8 protein-coding genes and 1 pseudogene are annotated in these 14,060 nt (G+C 63.9%); 7 read left to right on the top strand and 2 right to left on the bottom strand.

What is annotated here, in order from left to right; all coding sequences use genetic code 11:
• Positions 1 to 2 precede the first annotated feature (2 nt).
• From bcor_RS01270 to trmD, 7 genes and pseudogenes are all read left to right on the top strand, one after another.
• On the top strand, positions 3 to 1,040 hold the full coding sequence (locus tag bcor_RS01270; protein ID WP_033498701.1) for an endonuclease/exonuclease/phosphatase family protein: 1,038 nt from the start codon (positions 3 to 5) through the stop codon (positions 1,038 to 1,040).
• A 198-nt stretch (positions 1,041 to 1,238) separates the two neighbouring features.
• The gene (gene rpsP, locus bcor_RS01265) at positions 1,239 to 1,730 is read left to right on the top strand and encodes a 30S ribosomal protein S16 (protein WP_033491638.1); all 492 of its coding nucleotides are present in this window, start codon (positions 1,239 to 1,241) and stop codon (positions 1,728 to 1,730) included.
• A gap of 28 nt (positions 1,731 to 1,758) precedes the next feature.
• Positions 1,759 to 1,992 (top strand): RNA-binding protein, encoded by a 234-nt coding sequence (locus tag bcor_RS01260; protein ID WP_033491689.1) that lies wholly within the window; start codon positions 1,759 to 1,761, stop codon positions 1,990 to 1,992.
• Positions 1,989 to 2,663 (top strand): ribosome maturation factor RimM, encoded by a 675-nt coding sequence (gene rimM, locus bcor_RS01255; protein WP_051875581.1) that lies wholly within the window; start codon positions 1,989 to 1,991, stop codon positions 2,661 to 2,663. The genes bcor_RS01260 and rimM overlap by 4 nt, the downstream gene beginning before the upstream one ends.
• A 168-nt stretch (positions 2,664 to 2,831) precedes the next feature.
• Positions 2,832 to 3,848: a YdcF family protein gene (locus bcor_RS01250; protein ID WP_033498702.1), complete on the top strand. Its 1,017-nt coding sequence runs from the start codon at positions 2,832 to 2,834 to the stop codon at positions 3,846 to 3,848.
• A gap of 335 nt (positions 3,849 to 4,183) precedes the next feature.
• Positions 4,184 to 9,512, top strand: a pseudogene (locus bcor_RS01240) (RCC1 domain-containing protein).
• A gap of 223 nt (positions 9,513 to 9,735) precedes the next feature.
• Entirely contained in the window at positions 9,736 to 10,647 is a 912-nt protein-coding gene (gene trmD, locus bcor_RS01235; RefSeq protein ID WP_033498291.1) for a tRNA (guanosine(37)-N1)-methyltransferase TrmD, read from the top strand.
• 75 nt (positions 10,648 to 10,722) lie between these two features.
• Here trmD and bcor_RS01230 read toward each other — a convergent pair whose 3' ends face one another.
• Together bcor_RS01230 and bcor_RS01225 are read right to left on the bottom strand one after the other, a co-directional pair.
• Positions 10,723 to 11,331: an RsmD family RNA methyltransferase gene (locus bcor_RS01230; RefSeq protein WP_033498237.1), complete on the bottom strand. Its 609-nt coding sequence runs from the start codon at positions 11,329 to 11,331 to the stop codon at positions 10,723 to 10,725.
• 16 nt (positions 11,332 to 11,347) lie between these two features.
• A complete protein-coding gene (locus bcor_RS01225) occupies positions 11,348 to 13,846 on the bottom strand; it encodes an ATP-dependent DNA helicase RecG (protein WP_033498236.1) in 2,499 nt (832 codons plus the stop codon).
• Between the last annotated feature and the right edge of the window lie 214 nt (positions 13,847 to 14,060).

The raw sequence follows: 14,060 nt of genomic DNA, 5'->3' as shown, positions 1-14,060 counted from the left end.
TCGTGAATACCCTCCTTTGGATTTTCCTGACGCTCATCGCCCTGTGGATGGCCCTGCGATATCTTCCGGCCGGAGCCGACAGACACCGTCCATTGGTGGAGCTGATCGCCCTGATCGACCTGCTCTCGGCCCCGCTCCTGGCCCTCTTGGTCTGGGCCATCCTGATTCAGGCATGGCCACAGACCGCCCTGGCACTGGTGGAGCTGACCCTGGTTTCCGTATGGCACCTGGGGTACCGGACAGGGTCCGGCCCACGTAGCGTCATAGGGAGGAGTGAAAACCGCAATCGGGTCTCCGACCCGGCATCGGTTGCAACCCTGTCGGTCATGACCCTGAATTGCCGGTACGGAAAGGCCGACCCACAATCCATCGTGGACCAGGTCCGGCGGCACCATATAGACATCCTGGCCTTGCAAGAGGTTGACTCCTCCCTCTTGAATCGTCTGGAAAAGGCAGGCTTGCGGGCCACCCTCCCCCATCTGGTGGAGGGTTCCCCCACCGAGGTGGACAATGGGGGGCGCAATGTCCTCTTCTCACGCACGACCCCCGAGGATTCCCGTCGTGCCGCCATTGATCTGGAGGCCTCATCCGTCCCCACCATGAGGGTGAACACCGCAGCCGGCCCGGTGCGTCTTGCCTCGGTCCATCCCCGCTCACCACAGCGCGGAGCCCGGCAGTGGGGCCAAGGCATCGAGCGGCTGGCCCTGATCAACGGGGCGGAGGTGCCTACCGAAGGGACCTCATCCGAAGACAGGCCCGGTACCAAACCGGCCTTCACCATCATCATGGGTGACTGCAACGCCAACATCCACCATCCGACCTTCCGGTCCATGCTGACCGCAGGCAACCTCCTGGACGCCTCGCTTTCGCTGGGCAGGGGCCTCCACCCCACCTTCCCATACCAGGTGATGGGCCTGCCGCCCATGATTGAAATCGACCACATCCTCATCAGTCAGGGCATCAGGGTCGGTAGCCTGCATGCCATCGGTGTCCCTGGCACCGACCACCGCGGACTGGTGGCCGACCTGATTCTGCCCTGACCACCCAGGCCGCCCCGGGTAACAAGCGGCCGGGCGACGGGAGGGGAACCCATATCCGCCTCATGAGGTATACTTTTGCTGTTATTCATGTCCGACGGTGCCCTCTCAAGCCGCTGGCGCATGAGGAACATGCCGAACAGCGCCACCATGCCCCACATGGAGACGTTGCCAGGCGCACCAAATACAAGGAGAGCCATTTTGGCAACCAAGATTCGTCTGAAGAGAATGGGCAAGAAGTTCTACGCCTTCTACCGCGTGGTTGTGGTCGATTCCCGCAAGAAGCGCGACGGCAAGGTCATCGAGGAGATCGGCACCTACGATCCCAACACCCAGCCCTCTTCCATCAAGATCGACTCGGAGCGCGCCCAGTACTGGCTGGGTGTGGGCGCACAGCCCAGCGACCCCGTCTTCAACCTCCTGAAGATCACCGGCGACTGGCAGAAGTTCAAGGATCTGCCCGGCAAGGAAGGCACCCTGAAGATGCCCGAGGCCGAGATGGACGCCCAGGCTCGCATCGAGCAGGCCCAGAACGAGGCCCAGAAGCTCAAGGCCGCCAAGTCCGAGGCTGAGGCCAAGGCCAAGGCTGCCGCCGAGAAGGAAGCCCCCAAGGCCGATGAGGCAGCCGACGCCGCCCAGGTTGAGGAAGCCGCCGAGTCCGGCGCCGAGGAGAACCCCGCAGCTGCGGAGTAACAGTACGTGAGTGGAAGGGCTGGCTATCATGCTTGCACAGGCCGTTGAGCACCTGATCAGGAACATCGTGGATTTCCCTGACGATGTATCGGTCAAGTCCCATGAGAACCCCAGGGGTGAGTTGCTCCGAGTGAGGGTCAATCCCGAGGACATCGGCCGTGTGATCGGCAGAGGCGGCAGGACCGCCAATGCCATCCGAGCCGTGATTCAGGCACTGGCCGATCACAAGGTGCGCGTCGACATCATGGATGTGCGCCGGTGAGCTCCAGCCAGTCCACCAACCACAGCAGTGACGGTAGAGACCCTCGGCAACGCGAGTTGCTGAGGGTCTGCCGTATCGGCCGCGCCCAGGGACTCAAGGGCGAGGTCAACGTCTATTCATACACGGACGAACCGGAGAGGCGGTTCTCTCCCGGAGCCCAACTGGAGACCAGGGATGGTGAGGTCTTCACGGTTGTTCGCTCGCGGCGGTTCAAGCAACGCTGGATCGTTCTCTTCGAGGGTGTCGACGACAGGAACGCTTCCGAGGCCCTGAACGGCACGGAACTCTATGTGGAAGCCGATCCGGCCGAGGACCTGGCCGACGAGGATTCCTGGTACCTCACCGACCTGATTGGCCTGGAGGTTCGTATGGCCCAGGGCAACGGGCTCGGACTACCGGAGGGCGAGGTTGTCGGCAGGGTCAGGGATGTGCTGGACGGTTCGGCCCAGCAACAGCTCGACATCGAGATGGGATCCCCCTCCCCTGCCGCAGGGAACGATGACTCCCTTCCGGGCCGTTCCGGTGATTTGCCCTCGGGCCGACAGACTGCTGACGACAGCCCCGCAACCGGCCTGATTCCCTTCGTCGAGCAGTTGGTGCCCGAAGTCAATCCTGACGAGGGGTATGTCACCATCGATCCGCCGGGCGGACTTCTGCCGGGGCTGGGCTGAGGCCGGGGTAACGACACCCTCTACCCTCACCCGTCGGGATGGTTGCCTGTTGCGGGGAACACCCCGAAACCCTGTAAACGCGCCACACCAACCACAGTGCACATTGACACCCGACCTGGGTAGGCTATGGAGTAGGACCCTCTCCAGCCACGAAACCAGGTGTATGGCATGATTAATATCCCTCAGCTGCTCCTGCTCTACTCCCCCACCATCATCTCGGGCCTCTTCCTCCTGTTTGGCCTGCACCGTGAACCCAGGCAATTCCGCAACGCCATCTGGCTCCTTCTCTTCCTGGTGTTCCTGAGCGGAACCCTGGTCCTGCAATTCGGTTTGCGATGGTTGATTCTGCCCATTGTCGGCCTGGTGATTCTCACACCCATCCTCGTCGTGGCCTTTCTCCTGGCCAACACGGTCATCGTCACCCGGCGCGAAGGTGTCTCCCTGACCACTCTTCTACCAGCCCTCCTGGCTCTGGCCATGGCCTTCTACCTGCTGCTCTCCCCCCTCCTGCTCATCCTCGACGCCCCCCGCTGGTGTCTGGTTCCTGCGGGGCTCGTCAGCCTGGAGGGCACCTGGTTCTTCTTCTCCTTCGTGGCCCTCCTGCTTTACTCCTGGCTCTACCGGGCACTCCCCCGCAAGCGGCGGTACGACTACATCATCGTGCACGGCGCCGGACTGAACGGGGACCGGCCCACCCCACTCCTCCGTGGTCGGCTCGACAAGGCCTTACAGCTCTGGCGGAAACAGGGCAAGCAAGGCAGGTTCGTGGTCTCGGGCGGGCAGGGTCCCGACGAGGAGGTGAGCGAGGCCCAGGCCATGTCGAACTACCTGATGAACTCCTGCGGAGTACCGGCTGAGGCCATCATCATGGAAAACAGATCAACCACTACCATGGAGAACCTCCGTTATTCCAAGGGGATTCTGGACGACCTGCACAGGGCCGGCAGGGGGCCGCAGGAATATCGGGTGGCCCTGGTGACCAGCGACTACCACGTTTTCCGCGCCAGCGAATATGCCAGCAAGGTGGGTCTCAAGGCCGATGGGGTCGGCTCCCACACTAAGGGCTACTACTGGCCCACGGCGTTCATCCGGGAATTCGCGGCCGTGACCAGGTCACACTGGTGGCCCTATCTGGGTCTGGCCGCCCTCTGGGCCGTCTGGACCGGGATCAGCCTGCTACGTTGAAGGCCAGGCCGGCTTCCATGCTTCCTCCTCGCAAGGAACATGATCCCGACATATGAACCGGCTCACCTCGAATTCTCCCGGATAATCCCTTCGCCTCTCACCGGTTGGACTCCATCCGAGAACCAGCCGGACCTTACTCCTGCCAGGGAACAGCCGGGGCAGCTGCTTTCGCCGTACCCCTGCCGCGTTGCGTGGGGGGACCACGGGGTGGTAGGGTCAAGTAAGTTTACTTTTGAAGGGGTGATTCCAGGTCCGGGCCACTCCGGCTTCGTTTTGGGGACGAGTCGGTAGTTGTTACTTGGGCCAGGAAATGAGTTGGTGAGGTGCTTAGTCGCATGCTTATTTGGAACGCGTTCCATAGTCGTTGTTTCGTACGCCCCGTCGTCGCGGCCCTGGCGGTCCTTTCCGTCATGGGCGGTGGTCTGACAGCGGGGGCGCAGGCCACCGACTCCCATCAAGAGAACGACATCACCTCCTACTCTCAAATCAACGGGGGGGGGGGGTCAATCCCCGGTCGCCAATGAGGATCTGACAGCACCGAACGCTATGCCATCACCTACCGCAACACCGCAGTCCCCGGCAGCGGCGACCCAGCCCACGACAGCCACGGCGACGCCCACGCCGCTGTCCACGCCAAACCCGCTCGCCACCGGGCAGGCCACCACACCCGCCGGAACGCAAACAACCGGCTCGAAGGAGAACCCGCTGCAGGCCAGGACCGGCAGCCACACGGTCACCTTCACCTCACAGCCAGACACCCAGGGCATGCCGGCCAGACAGACCATCCCCGACGGCAAGACCGCCACATGGCCACACGACGACCCCACCAGGCCCGGATGGACCTTCAACGGCTGGTTCCAAGGCGACCTCGCCTACGACTTCACCAAGCCCGTCACCCAGGACCTGACCCTCACCGCCAAATGGGGCAAATGGAACACCAGCCCCGGCACAGGACCCTGGCACGGCGGCACCAACGTCAAAATCGACACCCCAGGCAGCCAAGTACGACTCGCCCAAGTTACCCTAGGCGACAACTACTGCCTAGGGCTGGGCAGCGATGGCAACGCCTACGCATGGGGGGAAGATCAAGAAGGGCGAATGGGGATGGGTGGTGACCAGAGCCGAAACTTAGCCGATGCGCGGATGATCACCATGCCGGAGGGAGTGAAGTTCACCCAGGTGGCCGCCGGGTCTTACCTCCACTCCATGGCCCTCGACCGGGACGGTAGAGTCTGGACCTGGGGCAGCAGCTCTGGTGGCGTTCTCGGCCGTCCCACCTCCGGCGGCAGTGCAAATGACCCCAATCCCGGTCTAATCTCAGTACCGGAAGGGGTGAAATTCACCCAGGTTGCCGCAGGTAGCGGCTACTCCATGGCCCTCGACCGGGACGGTAGAGTCTGGACCTGGGGAATCGAGAGCTTATTTAAAGATAAGCCCGGCACGTTGGACTTACCCGCGGCGATCGCAATCAGCGCCAAGATAAACTACGGCATAGTCCTTACCGCGGACGGAACCGTCTGGACCTGGGGAGAACACACTGGTCGAACAACAAACAATTTGAATCCCCACCTTGTCGATACCGATACGAGGTTCACGGCCATCAGCGTCGGATGGAATAATTTCATAGCCATCGCGCGGGACCGGACCGTCTGGACCTGGATGGACACATTTTCCTATGACTTTAACCATGTCGAGGACCTGAGAAATGCCATAATTATCCTTGGCCGTACCGTAGACGACAAAAACCCCGCCGACCGTCCCGGGCAGGTCCCCGGCCTGACCGGAGCCTTCCAACTCGGCGCAAGCACTCAAAATGCCGTCATCACCGACACCGGCGTATGGGCGTGGGGATTTAACAGAGAAGGCCAGCTCGGCAATGGCACCACTAACCGCGATCCCACCGAATCCGTCATCACTCGATTCGCCAACCCAGACGGGGCACCTGCAGACTTTCACTACGTCAACGTCGCACTCGACTATAGTCACGCCGCACTCATTGGGTCAGATGGCGAAGTGTACACGTGCGGAAGGAATGATCACGGTGAGCTCGGCAACGGCACCATCCTCACCTATGGCATCCGCTTCCCTCTGCCAATCAAGGCTTGGCGTCCTGTCGACCGGGATCTCACGAAGGTGCTGTTCGGCGAGGCCCGCAACATCGGCGGCCCATACCGCGCCTTCGACGGGTGGCACGCCACCTCGCCCAGGCACAAACTGGGCACTGTAGCCCTCACCATCCAGTACACGTACAAGGGCATCCCACAACCCGACGAGACCAGCCACCGGTTCACCTACACCGGCGACACCGCCACCGTCACCTTCAAAACTGAACACGGCTCCCCCATCCCGTCCCAGCAGGTCATCGTCGGCGACACCGCCCGCCGCCCGGACGACCCCGCCACAGACGACGGGTGGACCTTCAACGGATGGTTCCAGGACGACAAACCCTACGATTTCACCCAGCCCATAAGCGGGGACACGGTCCTGACCGCCAGATGGGGCCGGTGGAAGGCCGACCCCGCCCGAGGACCCTGGCGGGGCGGCACCGATGTACGCATCGACACCCCCACCGCACCGGTACGATTCACCCAGGTATCCGCCGGACAGTCCCACTCGCTCGCCGTAGGCAGCGACGGCAACCTGTACGCATGGGGCAACAACACCAACGGCCAGCTCGGCAACGGCACCACCACAAACCAGACCACCGCCACCAAAGCCACCACACCCACAGGTACAGGCACAGGATTCATCCAGACGGCCGCCGGAGGCAGCCACTCCATGGCCCTGGACCGGGACGGCAACATCTGGACCTGGGGAAACAACTCCAAGGGACAGCTCGGCCGCACCCCAGACGACAACAACCCCGCCGACAAGCCCGGACAGGCCGCCACGCCCACGGGCGCGACCTTCATCGCCATCAGCGCCGGAACCGACCACAGCATGGCCATAGACAACGAAGGCAACACCTGGACCTGGGGAGACAACCAATACCAGCAGCTGGGCTTCAGTACAGGCACCGAAACAACAACTACAACGCCCACGGGTGTGGGCGTGCCCGAGGCGGCCTTCGCCTCCGTCAGCGCGGGCACCAGGCACTCCATCGGCCTGGACATAAACGGAACCGCCTGGACCTGGGGCGGCAGCAACACCAGAGGCACCACGAGCGACAACGACCTGCTCGGTCACGATAATCCGTGGAATAAACCCTGGAACGAGTCGTGGGTTCTTTATGTCTATGTCAACTACGCACCGACAGCCATCACGGAGACGAGGTTCAGAGCCGTCAGCGCGGGTAGCGATCACTCCGCAGGCGTCGCCCGGGATGGGACCGTCTACACATGGGGGCACAACGAGAGCGGACAGCTGGGCCGCACCCCCACCGATGCCGAACCCGCATGCACGGCGAGCGTCGTTCCCGGCGTAACCGGGGCCACCGGCGTCAGCGCCGGACGCACCCACTCCGCCGCACTGACCGACTCCGGGATCTGGACCTGGGGCGGCAACCAGTACGGGCAGCTGGGCACCACCACCGGCAACGGCACCAGCGACGGCGTGGCCCCTGCCCGCATGCCAAACCCCAAGGGAACACCCTCAGGGTTCACGTATACGAGCCTCAGCACGTCACCCGTCGGCTCCCATACATTGGCCGTTGGCTCTGACTGGGACGTGTACGCGTTCGGAGCCAACGACTCCGGCCAGCTCGGCACCAGCACCAGCGACGGAAACACGTCCACCGCAGCCCATCCGAATCCGGCCATGGTGTGGCGGCCTGTCGGCTCCCCCGTCACCGGGGTCCTGTTCGGAACCAAGCCCAGCGCGAGCCAGGTGCGCCGCCGGGCGGACGGGTGGCATGCCGCTTCGCCCAGGCACCGTCCCGAAGCCGTCGCCCTAACCATCCAATCAACCGATACCGGGCAGGGACAGCCCGAGGACACCAGCCTGCAATTCATGTACACGGGGGACATGGCCTCCCTCACCTTCACCAGCCAGCACGGCAACGCCCCTAACGTGCAGCAGGTCCCCGCAGGCGAGCCCACCAGGCGGCCCGAAGACCCGGCCGAGGCCGGGTGGACCTTCGACGGATGGTTCGACGGGAACGTCGCCTACGATTTCACCCAGCCGCTGGAGCACGACACGACCTTGACCGCACGGTGGCACCGGACCGGCAGGTGGACCCTGAGCCCGGACCACGGCAGCGAATACGGCGACGACACCGTCACCCTCACCGCACCCGCCGCACCCGACATCCGCCTCGCCTCCATCGACACGGGCGGCACCACCAGCCTCGGCATCGGCTCCGACGGGCAACTCTACGCATGGGGAGACAACACCAACGGGCAGCTCGGTGACGGCACCACCACCCGACGCACCACCCCAGTCCGGGTCGCAAAGCCCGACGGCACCGACACCACGTTCACCTGGGTGCAGGCCGCGGCGGGACGCACCCACAGCGCCGCCGTCGGCAGCGACGGACAGCTCTACACCTGGGGGGACAACACCCAAGGGCAGCTCGGTGACGGCACCACCAGCCAGCGAACCAGGCCCGTCAAGGCCGCCCTCCCCCGTGGCACCGACAGCACGTTCACCTGGGTGCGGGCCGCTGCCGATGACGGCTACACCATGGCCTTAGGGTCGGATGACAACCTCTACGCGTGGGGCAGCCTGCCCGGCGGACTCGGCGACACGGCACACACCGCCAGCAGCTCCCGGCCCGTCAGGGTCGCCCTGCCCCAGGACGCGCCCCCCGCATTCCGGTACGAGCAGATCGCGGCGGGCGACACGCACGCCGCGGCGATCGGATCCGACGGCAACCTGTACACCTGGGGATCGAACACGCACGGCCAGCTCGGCCACGACGACACCGGAACCCCCGCAGCCGCAGCCGCCCCCGACCCGCAGCAGCCCGCGGGCTACGTCCAGGCCAGCGCCGGAGGCGACCACACGCTCGCCATCGACCGGCAGGGACGACTCTGGGCCTGGGGCAGGCTCGCCGACGGCACCGACACCGCCACACCCGCGCGCATACGGACGGCGGGCACGGCCGACACGTACCGGTTCACCCACGTCTCCACCGGACGCAACCACAGCGTCGCCACCGGACAGGACCACCGCACCTGGGCATGGGGAGACAACACCAGCGGCCAGCTCGGCCACACCACCGGCACACCGACACAGCCCACGGCCATACCCGGACTGAACACCACCCTCACCGCCGCAGGAGGCGACACCACCATCGCCATCGACACCAACGGCGACACCCAAGCCTGGGGAGACAACACCAACGGACAAACAGGCCACGGCGACACCAACCCCACACCCGCACCACGCAAGGCCGCCATCCCCCCACAGCCCACACCCACCGGGCTGACCATCGACAACGTCGCACTTCCTCTCAGGCAGACCGGACCGAACACCTGGCAGGCCACCACCACCGCCCACGACCCGGGCCCCGTGCCCGTACGCGTCCGGTGGGCCCTGGCCGGGCAACCCCAGCCCGACGACACCACCAACACGTACACCTACCAGCACACGGGCAGCCTGCCCAACGCTGGAGGCGTGGGCATCATCCTCCTGGTCATCGCCGGCTCCTTCGCCCTCGCGACGGCCAAGGCCAACCGACACAGGCACAACCTGCCCACAACCACCAATACTTCACCTGAGTAAGAGGCCATATAAGGGGGTCCCCACCCTCTGGCCATCTGGAGGCGGCCCACCCAACATCCCAACACCGGGCCGCCTCCACCCCCAACCTATCAACCCACACCCTGTCAACACCAGCGAGCGCCGACCCCTTGCCAAGGGTCATCGAGGCCCAGCATGTATCCTGCACCCACCAGGACCTCATCTTCGACACGGTGGTTGAAAGACCTTGGGTAGAGTTATGAACATGCAGATCGACATCATCTCCGTTTTCCCCGAGTACTTCGACGTAACCGGCCTCAGCCTGCTGGGCAAGGCTCAGGAGAAGGGCCTGGTGACCATCAAGGCCCACAATCTGCGCGACTGGACCCACGACGTTCACCACTCCGTGGACAGCACGCCGGTGGGAGGCGGGGCAGGTATGGTCATGAAGCCCGAGGTATGGGCCGAGTGCCTGGATGACCTGCTTGGTCTTGATCCCGCAAATCTGACCATGCCCAGCGACGGGGAAGCCACAGCCCAGCCCGATGCAGAGGCGGATGCAGGCCAATCGAACCGGAACACGGTTGAAGCCGGCCAGGAGCATGTGAACCCGTCAGTGGAGGATGGCCCCGTCCTCATCTTCCCCAACCCTTCGGCTCCGCTCTTCACCCAGGCCGATGCCACCGCCCTCTCCCATGCCGGCCGGCTGGTCTTCGGTTGCGGCCGTTATGAAGGATACGACGCCAGGATTCCCACCTACTATCGCAGTCAGGGCATCGACGTTCGAGAGTACTCGATAGGCGACTACGTGCTCAACGGTGGCGAGGTGGCGGTCTCGGTCATGCTGGAGGCCATAACCCGCCTCCTGCCCGGATTCATGGGGAACCCCGAATCCATCGTTCAGGAGTCCTATACCGGCGACGAACCCCTTCTGGAATACCGCCAATACACCCGCCCCACAACCTGGCGCGGCCTGGGAGTCCCCGAAATCCTGACAAGCGGCGACCACGGCAAGGTGGATCGTTTCCGCCGGGATGAGGCCATCAGGCGAACCAGCCGAATCCGCCCGGACCTGGTTGCCCGCCTGGACTGCTCTTCCCTTGACAAGCAGGATCGCCGCCTCCTGGATGATCTGGGCTGGCGGACCGACGGAGCCCACCCCGTCAAGGAGAACTGACCGACAGAAGCAAGGGGCGCTCCACAAACGACTCAGGCAGGAATGAGCTCATCCCCATCCTGTAGCACCCAAGCCTTATGCGGCAACTGATTCGATGTAGTAGACCACGGTTTCGCCGTAGGACCTGGATGTGGATACGGCCCACCCGGAGGGGGTCACAGGCAACACTGAGCGCCCCGAGCGTTCCAGGACAATCACCGAGTCATGGTTGACGAAGCCACCCTTGACCAGGCCCGCCATAATCTCCTGGCAGTCTTCCGTGGGCAGATCGTAGGGAGGATCCATGAACACCAAATCGTAGGTGCCTGCGGCAGGACCCGACTCGGCATCATTGCCAGTCTGGAGGGGCCTGACAAACCGCTCCGTCTTGACCCTGCTCACATGGATGCCCATGGTCGGATTCCAGGAAGGATGATGGGTCAGCCTGGCCGCTGACTTGGACAGGAGTCCGGCGGCCCGCCCGGATGACTCCACGGATTCCAGGAGGTTGGCTCCTCGGGACAGGGCCTCGAAGCCCAAGGCCCCGGTGCCTGCATATAGATCCAGCACCCTGGCCCCCTCCACGGCCCCGATGGCCTCCAGATGCGAGAAGACAGCCTCCTTGGTACGGTCTGTGGTTGGGCGGGTGCCTCTGAGAGCCGCAGGGATGGGGAATCCCTTGAATCTGCCGGAAATGATGTGCATGTATCCAGTTGTCCTTTCAGGCCGAGACCAGGAAACCCTCGTTGCCGCGCATGAAGTCCAGAACCGCCCCCGCCAGTTCCACCTGCCCCTTGAGGTCCGGGTCTGACTCCAGGAGATCAGCAGCCTCCTGCCGGGCCTGGGTGATCATCTTGGCATCGGTAACGACCCTGAGCAGCTTCAGGGACGAGCGTCCACCGGACTGGGCCTCGCCCAGTACATCGCCGGCCCCGCGTATCTGGATATCGGCCTCGGCTATTTTGGCCCCGTCGGTGGTGCTGCGGATGACCTCCAGACGCTCGGCGGCCGGCGATTCCGCAGGAGCCCTGGAAACCAGGAAGGCCCATGAGTCCGTGCCACCTCGCCCTACACGGCCACGAAGCTGATGAAGCTGGGAAAGACCGAACCGGTCCGCATCGAAGATGACAATGCAGGAGGCCTCGGGCACATCCACCCCGACCTCAATGACCGTGGTGGCCACCAGCAGGGGGGTCTCCCCCGATGCGAATTCGGCCATCACGGCGGTCTTGGCGCTATCGTCGTCGCGGCCCGTCAGTGTGGCTATTCCGATGCCCTGGAACTGGGGCAGGTCGGCAAGTCGCCTGCTGATTTCCGCCACTGAGTGCAGTGGTGCCCTGGTCCCCTCCGAATCGGTATCGCCCTGGTAAAGGTCCGGCTGGGGACTGTCCTGTTCTCCCCGTCCCTTTCCGGCTGCCTTGTCCTGGTCGGCGGCATCCTGGGTGGGGTCATCATCCTCGTCAATCCGGGCGCATACCACGTAGGCCCGCTCCCCCGCTTCGATGCGCTTGCGGATATGAAGGAACATGCCCCCCATGGTGGCCCCATCGTTCTCGGAGACCACGTAGGTCTTCACCGGCTTGCGGTTGCTGGGCAGCTCGGTCAGGGTGGAGATGTCCAGATCACCGAACCAGGTCATGGCCGCGGTGCGGGGTATAGGGGTGGCTGTCATGACCAGAAGGTGGGGTGAGCGCTCCGATTTGCGCCTCAGTTCCTCTCGCTGCTCCACGCCGAAACGATGTTGCTCGTCAATCACGGTCAGAGCCAGGTTGGGTGCCTGGAAGGTCTTGGAGAATGCCGCGTGGGTGGCAACAACGATGCATGGCCTGCCCGAGGCCGAAACCGCCAAGGCCTGCCTCCGCTGTGCCAACCGCATTCCACCGGTCAGAAGCACCAGCGGCAGGATGCCGTCCTCAAGCTCAGTGGACTGGTCGGAACCCATGTCGATCATGGTCACGTTATCGGCCTGGGTGGTTTTCCCACCGGAGCCCTTGGGCCTGACCTCGGTGCCCATGGCGGCCAGCATACCCTTGATGGACTCGTAGTGCTGCTCCGCCAGAACCTGGGTGGGGGCCACCAGAACCGCTTGGTGACCGGCATCAACCGCCTGAAGCATGGCGGCCAGGGCCACCACGGTCTTGCCCGAGCCAACCTCGCCCTGGAGAAGGCGCTGCATGGGGTAGTCACAGCACATGTCCTCGCCGATTTGCTCGATGACCCGGCTCTGCCCCTTGGTCAGCTCGAAGGGCAGGGACTTGATGAACCGTGCCCGCAGGGAGTCTGAAGCCGCATCCATCCCGGCATCCCGACAGGGATAGGTCGGGCTCTTTCTGGTCTCCTGACGGGTCTGGAGGAGGGCTGTCTGCGAGACGAATGCCTCCTCGTACCGCAAGGTCTTCCTGGCATCCCCGAAGTCCTTCAAGGAGTCCGGATCATGCATGCCCAGCAGGGCCTGGGCCCGATGCAGCAGTCCCCTTCCGGCGCGAACCGGTTCGGGAATGATGTCAGGAACGCCATGCCCCAGGGCTTCCGGATCTATTCGGGACTGATCTTGGTCACCTTCGCCGCCGCTGGAATCAATCCCGGTATCAGATTGGGCCAGAAGCCGCATGAATCCAAGGATGACATCGTGGATATGGTCGGACGATATGCGAGAGTTGGCATGGTAGACAGGTCTGGGACGAGCGACCCTGTCCAGGGCCTCTTGGATGTTGGTCGCATCGGCCTTGAGGTTGCCCCCCTCGCCCGAATCCGGGTCCTCGACGATCAGGGTCTCCGGATGGGTGAACTGAAGTTGGTCCATGTAGGTACCGGGTTCACCGGCCACGACCACCCTGGCCCCGGTTCGGAGCCGCATGCACATCCAGTCCATGTAGGTCTTTTTGTGCGAGAAGAAAACCAGGCGGGCAACCAGGCCGGGCCGCCCCTGCCGGGCCGCGAACTCGGAATCGTCCACGACCACGTCGAAGCGGAATCCGCGGCGTCCGTTCAAGGGCACCACCCGGGCACTCTCCACCCTGGCGGCAAAGGCACAGGGGCTCCCCAGGACGATGCCGCTGATGGTGGTGACCGGCACGGGGTCGGTGACACGGAACGGGTAGTATGTCAGCGCATCCCGGACCGTGTTGATGCCCAGGGATTTCAGGGCTCCCACCCGTCGCTTGTTGGTCATCAGGGATGATACGGGGCTGGACAGGCTTGCCTTGACTGTTGCCGCCATGCCGTATCACCTCCTTTGCACCGGAACCAGATCATCATTCGAGTCGGCCTCATGCTCCGTGCTGGCGTAGCCCAAGTACCCCAACCACTTTCATGGGACCCCTGCCTCCAAGGAATCCCGCGGTGCTCTCCGACCGTTTTGAACGTATGTATCCCTGTATAGCAAGAACCCCCGGAGACTGTTGCTCCGGGGGTTCAATCAAGACGAAAACCGC

The sequence above is a fragment of the Bifidobacterium coryneforme genome (genome assembly GCF_000737865.1).
In the GTDB taxonomy this organism is placed as follows: domain Bacteria; phylum Actinomycetota; class Actinomycetes; order Actinomycetales; family Bifidobacteriaceae; genus Bombiscardovia; species Bombiscardovia coryneformis.
This window is presented reverse-complemented; position numbering and strand designations above follow the sequence as displayed.